The sequence below is a fragment of the Mammaliicoccus lentus genome (assembly GCF_002902755.1).
Lineage (GTDB): Bacteria > Bacillota > Bacilli > Staphylococcales > Staphylococcaceae > Mammaliicoccus > Mammaliicoccus lentus.
In genome coordinates, this window is sequence record NZ_PPRS01000013.1 from 22,886 (window position 1) to 43,167 (window position 20,282).

The 20,282-nt window shown below is 32.0% G+C and carries 16 protein-coding genes and 1 pseudogene; 9 read left to right on the forward strand and 8 right to left on the reverse strand.

Annotation, left to right across the window (positions count from 1 at the left end):
* Positions 1-146: 146 nt before the first annotated feature.
* The 3 genes from CD135_RS05795 to fdhF all read right to left on the reverse strand — a co-directional run bounded on the left by CD135_RS05795 (position 147) and on the right by fdhF (position 4,489).
* Complete coding sequence (locus CD135_RS05795) at positions 147-926, reverse strand: N-acetylglucosaminidase (protein ID WP_369917462.1); 780 nt, start codon at positions 924-926, stop codon at positions 147-149.
* Positions 927-1,079: 153 nt separating this feature from the next.
* Entirely contained in the window at positions 1,080-1,550 is a 471-nt protein-coding gene (locus CD135_RS05800; protein ID WP_103269001.1) for a helical membrane plugin domain-containing protein, read from the reverse strand.
* Positions 1,550-4,489, reverse strand: coding sequence for a formate dehydrogenase subunit alpha (fdhF, locus tag CD135_RS05805; protein ID WP_103269002.1), 2,940 nt, complete (start codon positions 4,487-4,489; stop codon positions 1,550-1,552). The genes CD135_RS05800 and fdhF overlap by 1 nt, the downstream gene beginning before the upstream one ends.
* A 213-nt stretch (positions 4,490-4,702) precedes the next feature.
* Here fdhF and CD135_RS05810 point away from each other — a divergent pair, with 213 nt between their 5' ends.
* The 7 genes and pseudogenes from CD135_RS05810 to CD135_RS05840 all read left to right on the forward strand — a co-directional run bounded on the left by CD135_RS05810 (position 4,703) and on the right by CD135_RS05840 (position 12,851).
* The gene (locus CD135_RS05810; RefSeq protein WP_017000946.1) at positions 4,703-6,142 is read left to right on the forward strand and encodes a carbon starvation CstA family protein; all 1,440 of its coding nucleotides are present in this window, start codon (positions 4,703-4,705) and stop codon (positions 6,140-6,142) included.
* A gap of 162 nt (positions 6,143-6,304) precedes the next feature.
* A pseudogene (locus CD135_RS05815) lies at positions 6,305-7,575 on the forward strand (D-serine ammonia-lyase).
* Positions 7,576-7,581: 6 nt separating this feature from the next.
* The gene (locus CD135_RS05820; RefSeq protein ID WP_017000944.1) at positions 7,582-8,514 is read left to right on the forward strand and encodes a DMT family transporter; all 933 of its coding nucleotides are present in this window, start codon (positions 7,582-7,584) and stop codon (positions 8,512-8,514) included.
* Between the two features lie 20 nt (positions 8,515-8,534).
* Positions 8,535-8,993, forward strand: coding sequence for an NUDIX hydrolase (locus CD135_RS05825; protein ID WP_103269003.1), 459 nt, complete (start codon positions 8,535-8,537; stop codon positions 8,991-8,993).
* A 332-nt stretch (positions 8,994-9,325) separates the two neighbouring features.
* Positions 9,326-10,798 carry a catalase gene (locus CD135_RS05830; protein WP_017000942.1) on the forward strand — a complete coding sequence of 491 codons (1,473 nt, stop codon included), beginning with the start codon at positions 9,326-9,328 and terminating at the stop codon, positions 10,796-10,798.
* A 444-nt stretch (positions 10,799-11,242) separates the two neighbouring features.
* Entirely contained in the window at positions 11,243-12,103 is an 861-nt protein-coding gene (locus CD135_RS05835) for a GyrI-like domain-containing protein (RefSeq protein ID WP_017001149.1), read from the forward strand.
* 379 nt (positions 12,104-12,482) lie between these two features.
* Complete coding sequence (locus CD135_RS05840; protein ID WP_017001148.1) at positions 12,483-12,851, forward strand: ester cyclase; 369 nt, start codon at positions 12,483-12,485, stop codon at positions 12,849-12,851.
* A gap of 191 nt (positions 12,852-13,042) precedes the next feature.
* Here CD135_RS05840 and CD135_RS05845 read toward each other — a convergent pair whose 3' ends face one another.
* From CD135_RS05845 to CD135_RS05855, 3 genes are all read right to left on the reverse strand, one after another.
* On the reverse strand, positions 13,043-13,489 hold the full coding sequence (locus CD135_RS05845; RefSeq protein ID WP_017001147.1) for a helix-turn-helix domain-containing protein: 447 nt from the start codon (positions 13,487-13,489) through the stop codon (positions 13,043-13,045).
* Positions 13,490-13,815: 326 nt separating this feature from the next.
* A complete protein-coding gene (locus tag CD135_RS05850) occupies positions 13,816-15,003 on the reverse strand; it encodes an MFS transporter (RefSeq protein WP_064204618.1) in 1,188 nt (395 codons plus the stop codon).
* Positions 15,003-15,434 (reverse strand): MarR family winged helix-turn-helix transcriptional regulator, encoded by a 432-nt coding sequence (locus tag CD135_RS05855; RefSeq protein WP_017001145.1) that lies wholly within the window; start codon positions 15,432-15,434, stop codon positions 15,003-15,005. Before CD135_RS05855 ends, CD135_RS05850 begins: the two co-directional genes overlap by 1 nt.
* 164 nt (positions 15,435-15,598) lie before the next feature.
* Here CD135_RS05855 and CD135_RS05860 point away from each other — a divergent pair, with 164 nt between their 5' ends.
* Positions 15,599-16,789: an amidohydrolase gene (locus tag CD135_RS05860; RefSeq protein WP_070044986.1), complete on the forward strand. Its 1,191-nt coding sequence runs from the start codon at positions 15,599-15,601 to the stop codon at positions 16,787-16,789.
* 342 nt (positions 16,790-17,131) lie between these two features.
* Here CD135_RS05860 and CD135_RS05865 read toward each other — a convergent pair whose 3' ends face one another.
* Positions 17,132-18,433 (reverse strand): Na+/H+ antiporter NhaC family protein, encoded by a 1,302-nt coding sequence (locus CD135_RS05865; RefSeq protein ID WP_016998755.1) that lies wholly within the window; start codon positions 18,431-18,433, stop codon positions 17,132-17,134.
* A gap of 146 nt (positions 18,434-18,579) precedes the next feature.
* On the opposite strand from CD135_RS05865, the gene CD135_RS05870 reads away from it, so the two are divergent.
* The gene (locus CD135_RS05870; RefSeq protein ID WP_016998757.1) at positions 18,580-19,176 is read left to right on the forward strand and encodes a hypothetical protein; all 597 of its coding nucleotides are present in this window, start codon (positions 18,580-18,582) and stop codon (positions 19,174-19,176) included.
* 59 nt (positions 19,177-19,235) lie between these two features.
* Here the strand turns inward: CD135_RS05870 and CD135_RS05875 are convergent, their stop codons facing one another.
* Positions 19,236-20,093: a helix-turn-helix domain-containing protein gene (locus tag CD135_RS05875; protein ID WP_016998759.1), complete on the reverse strand. Its 858-nt coding sequence runs from the start codon at positions 20,091-20,093 to the stop codon at positions 19,236-19,238.
* Positions 20,094-20,282: the final 189 nt, after the last annotated feature.

Genomic DNA, 20,282 nt, shown 5'->3' on the forward strand with positions numbered 1-20,282 from the left:
TACTTCTCAATTATAATTAATATAACTATATTTTAACATGAAGTCATTACGATAAATAACCCCAGTTCAATTAATAAACCCCAAAAGTTAAATTATTAGTAACTTTCGGGGTTCTTATTATCAATATTAAGAACTAGAGTTATCTATTATTTATAATAATCTTTATATATTTCAGCTTTCTTTAAATCATGTTTATCATAATAACTTTCCATAATCTTACCAATACTTGTCGCCCAGTTCACATCAGTCGCATATAAATGCTGTCCTGGATTGTAAGGATTCCACCTCATTTTGTATAAAGTATCTTGTCCATTATCTAGATAATCTTTCCTTACAAATCTTGCGCCACCATCTATTGCTTTTTCAGGTGAAGTCCACCCCTTCTTACGCGCATAACTGCTTCCTGTTTCAACTGCGTCTTGATCAAAAGCACCAATGCCATAAAAGTTATAAAAAGTTTTTCCATTGGACATTTTAACACCGCTAGCCAACTCAGAATTGCCGTTTCCAGTTTCTATGAAAGCATGACTTAATAAATAAATAATATTAATATTATACTTATCTTGTGCGTTTAAAAATGCTTTTTCTTTACCTTTCAAAACACCTTTATCTTTTAAAATATCTTTAACTTGTTTTTCAGATATATCAACTTTTTCAGATATATCCATGAATTGTAAATCTGTTTTACTCTTATCAATATCCATATACTTATCGATATCTTTCTTATCTGCATACACAAATTTATTATCTTTTTGTGTCACAGCTGGTGAATCACTCTTTGTCTGAATTTCCAAAGCTTCTTCATAAGTATGTGTTTGATGATTCTTGAAAAAAGGAGACTCGAAAATAATTAATAAAATAATAAATACAAATATAATAATGAGTCCTAATATTAGGGTGAATCTATCTTTCAAAAAGTTAATGATTCTCACACCTTTTCTTTTAATATAACCATATTACGTTATAAACTTATCTTAAAATATAACAAATATCAATAAAACCGTTTATTTTATATTTTTAAATAATATAAAAATAGAGCCCAGAACAATTATTTATGTCCCGGACTCTCCTTCATTTCATTATTCTTCTCTGCTCATACCTTTTAAGAAATTCAACAGCATTGTTATACTGCTATTTATTTCTGGGTCTTTTAATGCGCCTAATAAATCTTTAACTGAAGTTTTATTATTCGAATTGGCTCTATTTGCTACTCTCATTCCGTTATTTATCTTTTTCACAAATACAGAAGCTTCTTCTAAATCTAAATCTCCAAACATAAACAATACGTTGCCTATATTATCTAATATACCTTCATACTGTTCTTTATTTAATTCTGTTACAATGTTCCCCGTTATAACTTTTCTTTGAACGATAGCTGCATGTACAGCATCTAATGCTTCTGCTTTTTCTAAAGCATCGAGTATATCTATTCCTTTTTCAATAGCAATTTTTTTATCGCTCAATCTTTCTTGCAGGATTTCCATATCCTTTTCAATTTTGTATTCTTTCGGCTCTTCCATTCGTTTAATGACTCTAATTCTCTCACCCATTATAATTCGCCACCTTTATTTGGGAATGTATAATCTGGTCTTTCCCATTTATCTTGAACTCTAACACTGATTTGTGGATTTCTCGTACCAAATCTATAATTGTGTTTTGGTATTGGCGCACGACCATTTTTTGTAATGACTTCAAGCTTTGCATAGTTATCTTTATATGCTGGTGTATTCGTATCCTTATCAACGTCACTATCTGTAACAAAGTTTGGTGCACCTTCGTTTTGGTCGTTCAATGGAATGTAAATATGATTACCTGACACTCTATCTGTAACTTGTACATTCAATTCTGTTGTACCAGCTTTAGATGTGACTTTCACTCGTGCACCGCTTTCTATACCATGTTCTTCTGCCAATTCTTTTGAAATTTCACAGAAATTCTTTGGTAATTTATAAGCTAAACCAGGTACTTGATATGTCATATTACCTTCATGGAAATGTTCTAATACTCGCCCATTATTAACATGAAGTGACATTTCTTCAGTCTTTTTAGATTCTACATTGAATTCTAATGGGTACAATCTCGCCCTACCATCAGGGAAATGGAATTGCTCAGTATATAGTAATGGTGTATCAGAACCATCTTCATTCATCGGCCATTGTAAACTATTATAACCTTCTAATCTATCGTATGTTGCGCCTCTTACTAACGGCATTAAACTTTGTGCTTCAAACCAAATTTCACTAGGATGTTTATAATCCCAGTCTGCTCCTAATGATTGAGCAATCAATTGAATAATTTCCCAATCTGGTTTGGAATCTCCAAGCGGATCTAATGCTTTATTAATTCTTTGAATACGTCTTTCAGTATTCGTAAATGTCCCATCTTTCTCTAATGATGGTGACGCGGGTAAAACAACGTCTGCAAATTCTGCTGTTTTTGAGAAGAATAGATCCTGCACAACTAAGAAGTCTATTTTTTCAAAAGCAGATCTAACATAGTTAAGGTTAGCATCGACTACCCCTGTATCTTCACCTTTTATATATAGTGAACGTAATTCACCTTCATGTATACTATCTATCATTTCATGATTGTCTAATCCAACTTCACTATCTAACTCTACATTCCACGCTTTTTCAAATGGTTGACGTATTTTTGCATCAGTAACATCTTGATAACCAGGTAATGTATTAGGCATACTGCCCATATCACTACATCCTTGAACGTTATTATGTCCTCTTAATGGATAAGCTCCTGTTCCTGGTCTCATATAGTTACCAGTCACTAGTAAAAGGTTAGATATAGCTGTACTTGTGTCACTACCTACGCGATGTTGTGTTACACCCATAGCCCAACAAATTGAAACGGCTTCTGTTTGAACAATTTCTTTAGCAAGCGCTTTTAAATCATCTTTACTAATACCTGTTCTTTCTTCAGCATATTCGAGCGTAAATGGTGCCAAACTCTCATAGTATTCATCAAAATCATTAACATATTCAGAAATAAAGGCTTCATTATGCCAATTTTGATCGATAATATATTTGGACAATGCTGATAACCATACTAAATCTGTCCCTGGTGTAGGTTGATAAAACTTATCTGCACGGTCAGCCATCTCGTGTTTTCTAATATCAAACACATATAATTTTTGTCCTAGTAATTTATGCGCTCTCTTAATGCGACTTGCGATAACTGGGTGCGCTTCAGCAGTATTCGTTCCAATAGTAATAACCATATTTGCTTTCTCTAAGTCTTCAATTGAACCTGAGTCTCCACCATAACCAACTGTTCTAAATAAACCTTGAGTTGCTGGAGATTGGCAATAACGGGAACAGTTATCTACATTATTAGTACCAATTACTTGTCTAGATAGCTTTTGCATTAAATAAGATTCTTCATTTGTACATTTAGATGAAGAAATAAATCCTAATGCATCTTTACCGTATTCGTTTTTGATTTCAGAGAATTTCTTACTAACAAGTTCAATTGCTTCTTCCCATTCTACTTCTTGGAAATAACCTTCTTTACGTACAAGTGGTTTTAATAAACGGTCTTCTGAATTGACGTAATCCCAAGCAAACTTACCTTTCACACATGTTGAAATGTGATTAGCTGGAGAATCTTCATGTGGTAATACTCTTAGAATTTCTCTACCTTTAGTCCATACGTCGAATGAACAACCCACTCCACAATATGTACAAACTGTTTTTGTCTTTTCGATAGTTTCTTCACGCATTGCCGCTTCAGAATCTGATATAGCAAACAATGGTCCATATCCTGTTTCTGCCTTTTTAGTTAACTCTATCATTGAACGCAGTAGACCAGGTTTTTGGTCCGTCATATAACCTGCTTGTCCGAGCATGTCATTTTCCATTAATGCGTTACAAGGACACACTGTGACACATTGTCCACAGTTCACACAACTTGACTCATCTATTGCTTTATCATTATCCCAAATTACTCTTGGCTGTTGACGTTTCCAATCAATCGTTAAAGTTTCGTTTACTTGAACGTCTTGGCATACTTCTACACATCTACCACACAATATACATTGGTCTGGATCGTATCTATAAAAAGCACCAAAATCTTCTTCATAACCTTTAGATTTAAATGGTATTGATTGATGTTCCAAACCAAATTCGCCCATAGTATTATGAATTTCACAATCACCATTATTGTAATCACATACTGTACAATATAGTTCGTGGTGCTCAAGAACTCTATCTAGTGCTTGTTTTTGTGCTGATTTAACATTTTCTTTTTGAGTATTTACAACCATACCGTTTTCAATCATTGTGCTACATGCTCTTTGAAGTTGTCCATTTACTTCAACAATACATGAATCACACGTTTCGATTGGACCAAGTGATTCGTTATAACAAATTGATGGAACAAAAGACAACTCTTGAGCTTTTATAAAATCTAAAAGTCTCATACCTTCTTCTACAAGATAATCTGTACCATCAATTGTTAATATTTGATGTTCTTGCATATCATTGTCCCCCTCTTATTCAATTCTGCCCATAAAAGTCATATTACCCAATATTTTTAAATGACTTATTTTAATTATAATTTTACATTTTTACTAATGCAAACATTTGTAGAATTTAACAATATTAATTATCTGAAATTTCTGAAATCTTATTGCTAAGTATACGGAACTTTGCTAATCTATTGTTATTCTATTTTGAAAGAGGTTTTAGCGATGATTACATTTATTTCTTCCATTATCATATTGATTTTAGGTTATGTTTTTTATGGAAAATACATAGAGCGTGTTTTCGAAATCTATCCAGATAAAGAAACACCTGCTTATAGTAAGCAAGATAACATGGACTTTGTACCAATGCCTGCCTGGAAAGGTTGGATGATACAATTATTAAATATAGCGGGGCTTGGACCTATTTTTGGAGCAGTTTCAGGTGCATTATATGGTCCAGTCGCATTTATATGGATAGTAGTAGGATGTATTATCGCAGGTGGCGTGCATGATTACTTTTCAGGTATGCTTAGTTTAAGACATGGTGGCGCACAGTTTCCTAAACTTGTACAACATTATTTAGGTAAGTTTATTAGAGTATTTACAGATATTGTATCTGTCGTGCTTATGGTGTTAGTTGCTGCTGCTTTCGTAGCTGGTCCAGCACAACTACTTTCATCAAAAACACCTATTTCATTCTTGGTAGCATTAATTATCATATTTGCGTACTTTATTCTTGCTGCTATTCTTCCTATTAATAAAATAATTGGTCGTATTTATCCAATATTTGGTGTTATTTTAATTGTGATGGCTGTTAGCGTAGCAGTTGCGTTGATATTTAGTGGAAAACCAATTCCAGAAATTACAGTTCAAAACTTACATCCTAGTGGCATCCCAGTATGGCCCCTTCTTATGGTAACAATATCATGTGGTGCTATTTCTGGTTTCCATTGTACTCAAAGCCCTATTATTTCAAGAACTGTTAAAAATGAATCAGAAGGCAGAAAAGTATTTTATGGTGCCATGATTTCCGAAGGTATTATTGCTCTTATTTGGGCAGCAGCTGGTATGACTTTCTTTGGTGGTACTAAAGGTTTAGCAAGTCAGTTACAATCAATAGGACCAGCAGGTGTTGTAGATCAAATCTCAATTCAATTACTAGGACCTGTAGGCGGTGTATTAGCATTACTAGGTGTTATTATTTTACCGATTACTACCGGTGACACTGCATTAAGAAGTTCTAGAATGATTATAGAAGATTTTGTTAAAGATAAAGTGAGCATAAATTCTAAAGCTTTAATGATCGCTGCAAGTTTTGCTGTTGGTATTCCTGCTTTCTTTCTATCTACAATCGATTATTCATTCTTATGGAGATATGTAGGTTTCACAAATCAAATTGTCGCAACTGTCATGTTATGGGTTAGTGTGAGTTATTTACTTAGATATAATAAAGCACATCTCGTTGCTGGGATTCCAGCATTGTTTATGACAGGAGCTGTCAGCGTATATGTGTTATATGCACCAGAAGGATTATCCCTCCCTTATAACACTGCTTTAATTGGTGGCGCTGTAGTATTTATTATTGTTTCAATATTATATGTGAGAGCAATACTTAAACAAACCGAACCAATTACATCGCCAACTCAAGATTTATATACATCTTAATTCGAGATTAAATCTATCTATGCATAACTAAACTTATTCTAAGCAAACCTAGCCTGGATAATGTGTTATGTATAGATTTTTTATTTTTAAATCATGACTATCTATAGTTGAAGTATAGCTGTATGATATGATTAAAACAGTTTATAAAAAGGAGCGTATTATATGACTTTCAACGTACAAACACTTAAAAATCAAAATCCCATCATTTCTAAAATGGTAAACCATGAAGAAATTTTTTGGCAAAACCCAGACTATCAGTCCGATTCCTCGCTTCCTTTTACAATTGATGATATTAAAGATGCGGAAGCAAGATTGAGCCGTTTTTCTTCATATATAAAAACAGTTTTTCCAGAGACAAAAGAAAACAATGGAAAAATCGAGTCTCAAATTTTTTCATTAGATACATTTAAAAATATAGAACCTGAAATAGGTAAGGCGACCACGCCTTACCTATTTCAGGTTCTATTAAAGCACGCGGTGGTATTTACGAAGTTTTGAAATTTGCAGAAGAAACAGCTATTAAAAATACTAACTTCACTGAAAATAGTGATTATAGTATTTTAGCAACTGACCAATTCAAAAATTTATTTTCACAATATCGCATAGCTGTAGGTTCCACAGGAAACTTAGGCTTAAGTATAGGTATTATGAGTGCGAAATTAGGGTTTAAAGTCACAGTACATATGTCACAAGACGCAAAAGAATGGAAAAAAGCTTTATTAAAATCTAAAGGTGTGGAAGTTGTAGAACACGTTCAAGATTATGGCTATGCTGTTAAAGAAGGCAGACAACTTGCTCAAAACGATCCTTATTGTCACTTTGTAGATGACGAATCTTCAAGTGATTTATTCTTAGGATATGCAGTAAGTGCACTTCGTGTTTATAAACAACTTGAGGAAAGTAATATCACTGTAGATGACAATCATCCTCTATTTGTTTATTTACCATGTGGTGTTGGTGGTGGCCCAGGAGGCGTAGCTTTTGGCCTTAAAATGATTTTTGGGAAAAATGTTCATCCCGTATTTATAGAACCTACGGAAGCACCTTGTATGACTTTAGGTATGGTTACTAAATTACATGATGCCATTAGCGTACAAGATATCGGTTTAACTGGTAAGACTGTAGCAGATGGTTTAGCTGTTAGCAGGCCTTCAAAACTAGTTGGAGATATAATGACATCATTGTTATATGGTGCTTGTACTGTAGAAGATGATCAACTATATCTTTATTTAAAAACTTTAAAAGATCAAGAAAACATCTTTATAGAACCATCTGCAACATCAGGCTTCCATGGTGTAAAAAATATAATAGAAATTAATAAAGATACAGAAAATGCAATCCATCTCGTGTGGTCTACTGGAGGTAATATGGTACCTGATAAAGAACAGGCATTATATTATCAAAAAGCTGAAGAAATAATAGATAAGGAGTAAGCTAACTTGATATTACTAATTATATTAGGTGTTGTAGCTGGTCTATGTGTACCACTTCAAACATCAATAAACACGAGATTAGGAAGTTATACAAAATCGCCTATCCTTGCTTCTTTTTATTCATTTTTAATTGGTACGTTAACATTAATCATTATTAATTTAATAATGAACCCTCAAAAATTAACACCGTCTTTCATTATGAACCAAGAATTTTCTTATGTATGGTTTACTGGTGGTATGCTAGGCGTAGTTTTCTTAACAGGAAATTTATTGCTCTTGCCAAGAATTGGCGCTGCTTTGACAGTAGTAATGACAGTATCAGGTCAAATTATTATGGGACTATTTATCGACCAATTTGGCTTATTCGATGCAGAAGTTCATACTATTAATATAGGCAGAATTAGCGGCGTTTTGCTGATGTTAATTGGTATAATATTTATGAATTATAAAAAGAAATCTGCAAGAATTATTACGAATGAAACGCAATACACAAAATTTTGGATGATTTTAGGTTTGTTTACTGGTTGTTTACCACCTATCCAAACCGCCATCAATAGTGCATTAAGATATGAAGTTCAATCTTTCTATTTATCATCGCTCATTTCTTTCGCGATTGGTACGATAGTATTACTAATACTATCTCTTATTATAGTTAGAAGAGTACATTTTAAATTAAACCAGGAAGGGCAAGGTAGAATCAAACTTATTTATTTCATCGGTGGACCTTTAGGAGTTGTATTTGTAACAACTAATATTCTACTAATGCCAGAATTGGGTGCTGCACTAACATTAATGGTTGTTATATTTGGACAAATGCTAATGGGATTAATCATCGATCACTTCGGTATGTTTAACACGCCAAGGTATAGAATTACTTTAAGAAGAGCTGTTGGCGCATCTTTAGTCTTTATCGGTATAATAATATTGAAATTATTTTAATTCATTAAGGGGTGAATGATATGGACTTAACATTACAATCTGGGGATGGTATGTTAAATATTAGAGTTGGTGCTATCATTAAATCGAATAATCACTATTACTTTCACTATGATAAAAAAAGGAATTACTATGCCTTAATTGGTGGGCGCGTTAAATATTTCGAAAGCTCAGATTCGGCAATTAAGCGAGAAATTAATGAAGAGTTAGGCATTGAATGTAATGAGGTACAATTCGTTACTACAATACAAAATTTCTTTGAATACCAAAATACGTCTATTCATGAAATTTTATTTATGTACAAACTTGATTTAGACGAACATATTAAAAATATTCCTAATAATCAAAATAATATCGATTATGTATACGTTAATTTAACGGATATTCCAGAGTTAGACATTAGACCTGAAAAAGCAAAAGAAATCATACTAAAACAAATTGACATACAACCATTATTTATCGATAGAAATTCTACTAAATAATAGTAATTTTCGTTTAGAGTACATTTTCATGTACTCTTTTTTAATTATTTATATTCTTTATAATCAATTGTGGTTATATTTTCTCACTCAGCTAAATTTTACTATTCTTATTCATTATCATAAATATTAAGTAAAACTTTAAAAATACAGCATTTTTATTGTAAAATGTTTATTTTATTCACCTATAGGGTAGTTAAAGTGAACAACATGTTCACAATTACTTATATTTTTTCTAATTATAATAATTCTTTTACTTGTCTCTTTGCTCAGTTTAAATTATAATAAGTATGAAATTAGAATTATTATAATTAAGGAAACATAGGAGGACAATTATGACTAACAATTCAAAACTTACAGGTCTTTTTGGTGCACCTGTATCAGATCGTGAAAATACTATGACTGCTGGTCGTCGTGGCCCTATCTCAATGCAAGACATTTATTTCTTAGAACAAATGGCGCATTTTGATAGAGAGGTTATTCCAGAACGCCGTATGCACGCTAAAGGTTCTGGTGCTTTTGGTACTTTTACAGTAACACATGATATTACACAATATACAAACGCGAAAATCTTCTCAGAAATCGGTAAACAAACAGAAATGTTTGCACGTTTTTCTACAGTTGCTGGTGAACGTGGTGCTGCAGAAGCAGAACGTGATATCCGTGGTTTCGCACTTAAATTCTACACAGAAGAAGGTAACTGGGACTTAGTTGGTAACAACACACCTGTATTCTTCTTCCGTGATCCTAAATTATTCGCAAGTTTAAACCACGTTGTTAAACGTGATCCAAAAACAAACATGCATAACCCACAATCAAACTGGGACTTCTGGACACTTTTACCTGAAGCATTACACCAAGTAACAATCTTGATGACTGACAGAGGTATTCCAAAAGGTTTCCGTAACATGCATGGTTTCGGTTCTCACACTTATTCAATGTACAACGATGAAGGCGAAAGAGTATGGGTTAAATTCCACTTCAGAACTCAACAAGGTATTGAAAACTACACTGCTGAAGAAGCGGAACAAGTTATTGCTAAAGACCGTGAATCAAGTCAAAGAGACTTATTCAACGCAATCGAAGAAGGCAATTTCCCTAAATGGAAAATGTACATTCAAGTTATGACTGAAGAACAAGCTAGAAATCATAAAGACAATCCATTCGATTTAACTAAAGTATGGTTCAAAGACGAATACCCACTTATTCCAGTTGGTGAATTCGAATTAAACCGTAACCCAGAGAACTATTTCCAAGATGTAGAACAAGCTGCATTCGCACCTACTAACATCGTTCCTGGTATTGATTTCTCACCAGATAAAATGTTACAAGGTCGCTTATTCTCATATGGAGATGCTCAACGTTACCGTTTAGGCGTTAACCATTGGCAAATCCCTGTTAACTCTCCTAAAGCTGCGGAAAACGTATGCCCATTCTCTAGAGATGGTCAAATGAGAGTTGATGGTAACTTTGGTAGCGAAATTAACTATTATCCAAATAGTTATAGCAAACACGAATCACAACCTGAATATAAAAAACCAGGTCTTGAAGTAGAAGGACAATTATACGAACACGATTTCCGTGAAGATGACGATAACTACTACGAGCAACCAGGTAAATTATTCCGTCTACAATCACCAGAACAACAACAACGTATCTTCCAAAACACTGCAAATGAAATGCAAGGTACTACTGACGAAGTTAAACACCGTCATATCCGTAACTGCTACAAAGCAGATCCAGATTACGGTAAAGGTGTAGCTGAAGCATTAGGCATTGACATTAACTCAGTTGATTTAGAAGGATAATATAAAGATAAAGAGGCTGGGACATAAATACATGTCTCAGCCTCATTTATTATAATGGCAGTAGCTGACTGGATTGAAAATGCGCTTATATCAAGCTTTTTCCAATCCTAGTCATCCTTCCCGGGGTGGGACTACGAAATCTATTTATTAAAATGAGATTTCTGCCCCACTCCCTTTTTTATACATATAAATAGATAAAGCCGAAAAGTGTGGATGCTTGGGGACCATCTCTTGCAACACTGCTCTACATTAAGTAATATTAAAGAGCAAGCTATGGTGTATTTATTAATTAATGAAGAAGGAAAACAATTGCAAAAGCAGATTGATTTTTGACAGTATGAATTTAAGTTTTGGAAATAAACAAATGACTCGATAATTTTTATACATAGATTATCGAGTCATTTGTTTTGTTATTAATTAATATAAAGATGAAAGGTGATGGATATGATATTAAAAGATCTAAACGATTCTATAGATTATATAGATAAGAATTTAACCAATGATTTGAGTTTATTCGATATAGCAAACTTTGTTGGGTTACCCGAGCAGCATTATAGAAATATATTTATATTTCTTACTGGCGTAGGCTTATCTGAATATATAAAAAAGAGAAAATTATATTTTGCTAACAAAGACTTATTAAATAAAGAAACTGTAACAAATGTAGCTATAAAATATGGATATTCGATTGACGGTTTTACAAAATCTTTTAAAGAGTGGAGTGGATATTTACCATCTCAAATATACGAAAACCAAGTTTTGATTTCATATCCAAAACTTTCATTTGCTATTAATGTTAAAGGAGGATTAAACATGAAAACTAGAATTGTAGAGTTGCCAAAAATTAATATAGTAGGTGTTCAAAAACGTGTGCCTATGCAATTTGAAGGTGTTAATGACGAAATTGAAAAATTAGCAAATAGTATTACTGATATGCAAAAGAAAGAAATGCATAATTTACAGAATATTGAACCTAAAGAAATCGTAAATGTTTCTTATAATGCTGATGAAGATTTTGTTAAAGAAGAAGGACATTTAACTCATATGATTGGTGTATTAACTACTGAAAATAATATCAGTGATCAACTTGATGTTATCAATATCGATAAAAGTAAATGGATAGTCTTTGAAAACGAAGGTGAATTCCCAAAGAAATTACAAGACACATACGCTAGAATTTATTCTGAATGGTTACCAGAAACAGAATATAAGTTAGCTGATATACCAATGTTTTCATTTACTAAATTTAATGATTCAAATAAAAATATTGCTTATAGCGAGATTTGGGTTGCAGTTATTAATTAATCTTTAGTATTTTGATTTATGATTTTCAATAAAGTACCTAAGATTTAACAAAATAAAAAATCCACCAATAAAATTTGGTGACTACTTTCATTCACTATTTCTATTTTTAGAAGTGAAAAGATAAAAGATGCTTATTAAATTATAACAAGCTTTTATGCTGAGAAAATTTATTGATCGTTGAGAAGAAACTCTTAACAAAACTTGTAGACGAATGGTCGGCTTCATAGCTCTTGCTATGCCGACCATTCGTCTACAAGTTTTGGGAATATTAAGGTTTTGGAGGCTCAACTTCAATAAAGTAATATTTAGTAATATATACTTTGGAAATGGGATAATGAAATATTATACTGTTATATAATAAATCAAAGGAGTGGTGAATATGAATGGTAAAGAAATATATAATTTATGGATTGAAGCTTGGAATAACGATATAGACTTATTAGATGAAATTGCTGATGATAGTTGTACAGTTCATCAATCAAGAATTGATGAACAAGATTCAGAAATACTTAAAGGCCCTAGCGCGTTAAAAGAGATGATTAATACAAGTAGATATTATTTTAGAGAATATAAAATGAAATTAGTAATAGGGCCTATTAGTGAAGATAATTATATTTCAGCTAGATGGAATTTTACTGGTATTTATAATGGTAATATGGAAGGTGCGAAAGCAAAAGAAGGGACAAAGATAAGTTTTGATGGAACAGATATTTTTTATTTAGAGAATGAAAAGATAAAAGACTATTAGGTTTCTTCAAACGAAATAAGCTTTATGAAACAATTAAAAGCTTTGTAGATCAATAGAAAAACTTGATCTAATTAGACCAAGTTTTTTGATAGTCTTTTATTATTAACAAAATAAAAAGAAGTTGCTTACACCCCTACCAAAATTAAGTTTTGGGATTATTAAGGGTTTGGAGACTCAACTTCAATAAAGCATTACTTATACTTTTTGCTTAATATATCAGTACCAATAGCTCCAATAATCATTAAAAATAGTGGCCCGAATGAATAAATTATAGACCCTGATAAGAAAACAATTTCGTTACCAGTTACTTTAGTAATTATAAATACAATTATTTTTGCAATTATGAATATCAAACCTATAAAAATTAAAATATCAAAGAAAGATTTCCATTTTGGGTATTTTAATTTTTTGCTGTCTTGAATTATTTTATTTTTCAAGTAATCATCTCCTTTTAAAAGCTCATCTACTGTGATATTGAATATTTCACTTATTTTTAGGAGTGTTTCAATATTTGGATACCCTTTTTCGTTTTCCCATTTCGAAATTGATTGTCGACTTATGTTTAATTGTTCTGCTAATTCTTCTTGAGATAAATGGGCTTCTATTCTTTTCTTTTTTAGTATTTTATGAAAATCCATTATTATAACCTCCTTGTTAAAATATTTTAAATATACTTTAAGTGTTTTGTAAGAATCTTATAGTTGCAGTATGTAACCGTAAAGTAGCATTAGGATAATTCAAATATATTTGTGAATAAAGTTATAAATAAAACCCTAAAAAAAAGTCGTTCCACCTCCGACCAAAGAAGAGAACGACTTACTAACTAAATAATTTAATTATATTTTGATGTTACTTGATTATACTCAAAAACTCAAGATTTAAAATTTTAATAGACAGAATAAAATAGGGAGCGTTACAGAATCTCATTTCACTAAAAGATTTCTGTTCCGCTCCCTTCTCTTTTTTAATTAACTGCTTTTTGTGTCTTAATCATATGTAGGAAGTAATAGCTTACTAATCCTACTAAGGCTACAATAGCCATTGCGAAGTATAGTCCTGAATATCCTATTGAGTTTGTAAAGTTACCTAATACATATGGTCCAAAGCCCAATCCGAAGTCTAGACCTATAAAGTATGTTGAAGTTGCTAATCCCATTTTTTCTATTGGAGATACTTTGATAACCAACGCTTGGAAGATTGATTGTAAATTCCCAAAGCCTAATCCTACAAATGCGCCTGCTATTAATAATACTAATCCACTGTTTGCTATACTGATGAGGAATAGTCCTAATACTAAACAAATAAATGCTGGGATGGTTACAATATTCTCCCCTCTTTGATCCATAATTCTACCTGTAAATGGTCGTGTTAGTAGAATTGCAATAGCGTATACAACGAAGAAGAAACTTGCTGCATCTACTAGATTATTTTCTTGTGCGAAGAATTGAATAAATGAAAGTACTGAAGAATATGCAATACTCACAATAACAACAACAATTGCTATCGGTAATGCATGAACTGAGAAGAAGTCCGTTAGTTTAAATCCTTTTTTAGTTTCATTTTGTACTGCTACCGGTGTTTCTATCTTCATAAATATTGACATTACAAATGCGATAACAATTAAAGTTGTACAAATTATAAATAATCCTTCCATTGGTATGTGTTGATATAAGATCAGCCCTATAAACGGCCCTATAGCCGTCCCTAGTACCATACTTAAGCTGTACATACTTATACCTTCACTACGTCTATCCGCAGGTGTTATATAAGCTGCTATTGTCCCTGTTGCAGTACTTGCAATACCGCTGGCAGCTCCGTTAATAATACGTACAATTAATAGTAATGCGAATGACGATGCAGAAACTAAATATAATCCATTAGTAATAACTAATAATAAACCTCCGATTACTAATACTTTTTTCGTTCCCAATATGTTGATATATTTACCAGTTATAAATCTACCAACTAAAGAACCCACAATAAATAGTCCTGATGCTAGTCCTGCTAAGCTATCGGAAACGTGAAAAGTTTCTTTACTATATCCACCTACTGTAACTAATAATAAATACATAGATAAAAAGATAAAGAAACTAATAACAAAGTTAAATATAAAATCTTTTGTCCATATAGGATGTTTAATTTGATTACTCACTACTCCGTTGCCTCCTCAATTAAATAATTTCGAAATTGGTTTAACAATTCCTCTGCTTTTAATAACTCTTGTTCATCTGCACCTATTGCTTCAAAACATTTATTCTGAAATTCTAAGACTTGTTCATAAATTTCTTTATGCATTGCTTCGCCTTTTTCAGTTAATGTTAAAAACTTTTCTCGTTTATCTTCTTTACTGTTAATGGCTTGAACAAGGTTAAAATCAATAAGCTTTTTGATTATTTTACGAGCTGTAGGTTTTTCTATAAAAGAACGCTTGGACACTTGTACGAGTGTTGTAGGTTGATTCCCTGCAATATCACGTAAGACTCTATACTGAGCTGCATATAAATCATATGGCTCTAAAATCACATTAATGTGATGTATATATGGCCTATAAACGTTTATGTAACTATTAAAAAAATTATTCATTCTTTTATACCGCCTTTTCTCATAAAAATAAAGTTAGCTTTGCTAACTAATACTACGCTATTCTACTCCTCTCAAATATTTATGTCAACATGCTTTTCTAATTACAACATTACATAAGCAATTTTTACTATAATGGAATTAAATGATTAATAGGAGGAGAAAAGATGCTAGAACATTTATTTAATAAGTTAAATGATAAAGAAGAAGAAATGATAGCCATCAGAAGATATTTACATGAGAACCCTGAATTATCTTTTGAAGAAGAACAAACAGCTAAATATATTGCTGACTTTTATCAAGATAAAGATGCTATTGTAGAGACAAATATAAGCGGAGAAAATATACATGGCATTAAAGTAACGATTGATTCTGGTAATCCTGGCAAGACACTTGCGTTAAGAGCGGATTTCGATGCCCTGCCTATTAAAGAAGATACTGGTTTAGAATTCTCATCTAAAAATGAGGGTATCATGCATGCTTGTGGGCATGATGCGCATACAGCGTATTTAATGATTCTTGCAGAATGTTTAATAGAAATGAAAGATAAATTGAACGGAAAAATTGTTATCATACATCAACCAGCTGAAGAAAAACCTCCAGGTGGCGCACAATATTTAATTAAGGATGGCATATTGGATGGCGTAGATAATGTTATAGGTGTACACGTTATGAGTACTATGCCTGCTAACAACGTTTATTACCGAGAAGGAAATGTTCAATCTGGACGCAACTTTTTCAAATTGAAAATCACTGGTAAAGGTGGACATGGTTCTTCTCCACATTTAGCTAACGATCCAATTGTCGCTGCTAGTAGTTTCGTTATGTCAATACAAACAATAGTATCAAGAAGGTTGAATCCATTTGATATGGGCGTTATTTCAATAGGATCATTTGATGGAAAAGGACAATTTAATATCATTAAAAATGAGGTTGAACTAGAAGGTGATGTTAGAGGAATGAATGATGATGCCCTTGAATTAATGGAAAATGAAATTAAAAGAATAGCCCATGGATTAGAGGCAATGTATGGCGTTGACTGTGACTTACAATATACAAATGATTACCCAGTATTATATAACGATCCAAGTTTAACAAAACAAGTTGTACAATCTATTGAATCAGCAAATATTCCCGAAGTTAATGAAGTTATAAGATGTGAACCACAGCCACCTTCAGAAGACTTTGCATACTATGCTGAAGAGTTACCGTCTACATTTTTCTATGTCGGAGCAAGTCCAAAAGATAAAGAAACATATGCCCACCATCACCCAAAATTTGATATTGATGAAAGCGCAATGCTGATTGCAGCTAAAACAGTTGCTGCTGCTACAGTAGATTATTTAGGTGAAAAATAATTTAGTTATGATAAAACTAGCAATAAAGCAACCTGGGTGATAATTGTCATGGTAAATCTTATAAAGGCGTCTGTAGTTGGATTATTGTCTTACTTAATCCAATAAAGGGTGCTCTACTTGGATTATTGTCATACTTAATCCAATAAAGAGTGGTCTATTTGGATTATTGTTCTAGTTAATCCAATAAGAGTGTCTGTACTTGGATTATTGTCTTAATAAATCCAATAAGAAGGTGTCTACTTGGATTATTGTCTTAGTAAATCCAACAATAATATCAACTCTTGCCTTTTGATTAATCCCATCCAAAAAAGAGCTAAGGATTTATGCCCTAGCTCTTTTTATTTACACACTCTTATCTTTTCTTTTAGGATACCCAACGATTATGGATACTATGCCACAAACGACGAGTAAATAAGGATAAAATGAATATGGTATCAATGAGACACTTGAAATGCCTGCAACACTTGTTGCTGCTAACACTTGGCCTCCATAAGGTATGATACCTTGCACACTACTTGCGAATATATCTAGTATGCTGGCAGACTTCCGGGCGTCAATTTCATAATCTTCCGAGATTTCTTTTGCTAAAGGTCCAGCAGTTATAATAGCAATTGTATTATTAGCTGTAGCGAAGTTTGTTGTAGTTACTAAACTTGCTATACCAAACTCTGCTCCCTTTTTAGTTTTAACTCGACTTGTTACAGTATTGAGCAACCATTGAATACCGCCTTGATATTGAATCATTCCGATAATACCTCCGATGAATAGAGCTATCATCGCTATATCTTGCATACCTATTAAACCGTCAGATATGGCTTTTAAGTTTTCATTAATTGTAAAGGATCCTGTGGTCAATCCGATAAAGCTTGCAATTACAACACCTAACACTAACACCATTAAAACATTCATACCACATAAAGCGGCGATTAATACAAATAAATAAGGTATCACTTTAACTAAAGAATAGCCGCCTTGACTTGTTTCTGCTATACCTAAATCTTTAGTTAGAAACCAAAGAATAACAACTGTCATAATCGCTCCGGGTAAGACAATGAAAAAGTTCACTTTAAATTTGTCACCCATTTTAGTTTTTTGAGTTCTAACAGCTGCAATAGTTGTATCAGATATCATCGATAAGTTATCTCCAAACATTGCGCCACCTACAACTGTTGCTATCGATAAGGCAATTGAGATATCTGTTGACTCAGAAATACCAACACCTACAGGGGCCAATGCTGCTACTGTCCCCATGGATGTACCCATCGCAACTGAGATAAAAGCACCTACGATGAATAAACCAGCTAGTAAAAATTGAGGTGGAATTAATGATAAACCAAGGTTTACAGTCGAACTTACCGCTCCCATTGCTTCAGCCGTTTCACTAAACGCTCCAGCAAATAAAAATACAAATACCATTAATAAAATATTAGGGTGGCCTGCCCCTTTTGTAAATATGTCTATTTTTTTCGTTAAATTAGTTTTTGGATAAATAATAAATGCAAAAACGGTTGAAATCAATAAAGCAACATTTATTGGTAGAAAATTAAAATCACTTGTAATAATACCTGTACCTATAAACAAAGCAACAAATACTATTAAAGGTGATAGTGCCCAAAACGATGATTTTTTATTTATTTGTTCCATTGGAATCTCCTTATTGTTAACTTTAATACTTCAAAAGATTACATGACATCATACTATACGTCAAATTATTTTTTTGATGATTAGATTATTTATTTTAGGCAATATCATATATAATAGTGGTTAAATAATATTGAAGGGGTTATACGATGATTATAAGCAATACTGTGAATAGCTTTATACACAACCATCAATTAACAAAATCATCATTTGAATTATACTATACGAGATATTTTAATGAATTCTCAAATGCTGGTAAATATGTTGATAATCTTGTATCAGCTCTTCCTTATACTATTCCAAAAATCGAAAATGACATTCGAAATATATCACATGTAAACGATCAGCTCGTACACATTATATTTGATATTCGTTTGCTGTTTTTAAAACAATATAAAGTTTATTTGCAACCTAATATCTACTTTTTAATTGGTGACTATCAAGATTTTGGCACCATCCCTACAAAATCTTCAACAACATTATTTTTATTTATAGAAAAGTTATCCGAACGCGTTGATGATTTATATGCAATGGTCGCCTATTACTTCACTAAATTATACATACATCAAACAGAGTATATTCAACACTTCTTCAATGAACAAACTCAAATTAAATACCCTAATATGCTTTTAGAAGAAATAGCAACTTTAGGCATCATGCGGCAATTAGATATTAATTATCCTTTTATGTCAGATTCAAATTATAATAAAATACAAAAATTAGAACAAGAACTACATTATATATAACTTCAAAAGGAATGGAAGTGAGACAGATATATACGTCTCAACCTCCACTCCTTTATTTTTTATTCATCATGTGTATTTTTCAAAGACTTCATCAAGTCTCTTATAAGAATAGTTACACTATGTTTTTTTGATAAATTACTTATATATAAAGCTACTTCTAATTGTTTAATATCTGTGTCATCAATAATTTTCATTTCTTTTTTCGATTGAACGATATTATAAACTAGTTCACTAAACAGCATATATCTATTAGAATTAATCGTAATATCCAATGCTGATTGAGCATATGCTAAGCATCTATCGTATAATGCTTCACTAAAATAAATATTCGATAAAGTATAATATAGTTTTATTTTATAGTTGTCCTCTACGTTAAAACGTTTAGCTATTTGCAAACCTTCTTCTAATGAAGATTTAGCCAACTGATTATTACTTTCTCTATAATAGAAAATTGCTCTCGTATTACAAATTGAAACTTGTAATTTAGTAAACATATTTGAATCAATTAACTTATACGCTTCTTCTATTAATAAGATTGCTTGATTTATATCTTCATATTTATAAAAAGCTATGATAGATCTCACCCATTTAGATGCTGCGATTTCGTCAGTGGAACTATTTGATAAATAGTTGCCATCAATAATAGGTGTTAAAGCATCGTAATCTCTATCTTCAAGTAACCTTTCAATTACTTTTAACTTTTGTTCAAGTTGTGTATCTAGTTCTTCCCCAACATATAAATAGTCCATACTGCAATTTAATTTTCTAGAAATATTAAATAGTAATTGCGATCCCGGTTGCAATTCGTTTTTTTCTATTTTAGAAATCTGACTTTGTGTTGCAATACCTTTTGCTAGTGATTGTTGAGATAACTTTAAATCTCTCCTACGTTGTTTAACACGTTCTCCTAATTTCATCTATAACGCTCCCCGACATTCTATTGTCTTTATTTCATACATCTTTATGTTTAAACTTATTACACTTAATAAATCTTACATCTTTTATATATAAAAAGACTAACTATGTCTCTTCATTCTAATCTCGCTAGAAAGAAAATACAATTAATTTAGCTATTACAAATTTGCGACAATATCAGTGATACTTTG

Excerpts from the sequence above, each read along its gene's own strand:
- CD135_RS05800 (WP_103269001.1), bottom strand. The coding sequence starts at position 1,550 with ATGGGTGAGAGAATTAGAGTCATTAAACGAATGGAAGAGCCGAAAGAA.
- fdhF (WP_103269002.1), bottom strand. The coding sequence starts at position 4,489 with ATGCAAGAACATCAAATATTAACAATTGATGGTACAGATTATCTTGTA.
- CD135_RS05810 (WP_017000946.1), top strand. The coding sequence starts at position 4,703 with ATGATTACATTTATTTCTTCCATTATCATATTGATTTTAGGTTATGTT.
- CD135_RS05825 (WP_103269003.1), top strand. The coding sequence starts at position 8,535 with ATGGACTTAACATTACAATCTGGGGATGGTATGTTAAATATTAGAGTT.
- CD135_RS05830 (WP_017000942.1), top strand. The coding sequence starts at position 9,326 with ATGACTAACAATTCAAAACTTACAGGTCTTTTTGGTGCACCTGTATCA.
- CD135_RS05835 (WP_017001149.1), top strand. The coding sequence starts at position 11,243 with ATGATATTAAAAGATCTAAACGATTCTATAGATTATATAGATAAGAAT.
- CD135_RS05840 (WP_017001148.1), top strand. The coding sequence starts at position 12,483 with ATGAATGGTAAAGAAATATATAATTTATGGATTGAAGCTTGGAATAAC.
- CD135_RS05845 (WP_017001147.1), bottom strand. The coding sequence starts at position 13,489 with ATGGATTTTCATAAAATACTAAAAAAGAAAAGAATAGAAGCCCATTTA.
- CD135_RS05855 (WP_017001145.1), bottom strand. The coding sequence starts at position 15,434 with ATGAATAATTTTTTTAATAGTTACATAAACGTTTATAGGCCATATATA.
- CD135_RS05860 (WP_070044986.1), top strand. The coding sequence starts at position 15,599 with ATGCTAGAACATTTATTTAATAAGTTAAATGATAAAGAAGAAGAAATG.
- CD135_RS05865 (WP_016998755.1), bottom strand. The coding sequence starts at position 18,433 with ATGGAACAAATAAATAAAAAATCATCGTTTTGGGCACTATCACCTTTA.
- CD135_RS05870 (WP_016998757.1), top strand. The coding sequence starts at position 18,580 with ATGATTATAAGCAATACTGTGAATAGCTTTATACACAACCATCAATTA.
- CD135_RS05875 (WP_016998759.1), bottom strand. The coding sequence starts at position 20,093 with ATGAAATTAGGAGAACGTGTTAAACAACGTAGGAGAGATTTAAAGTTA.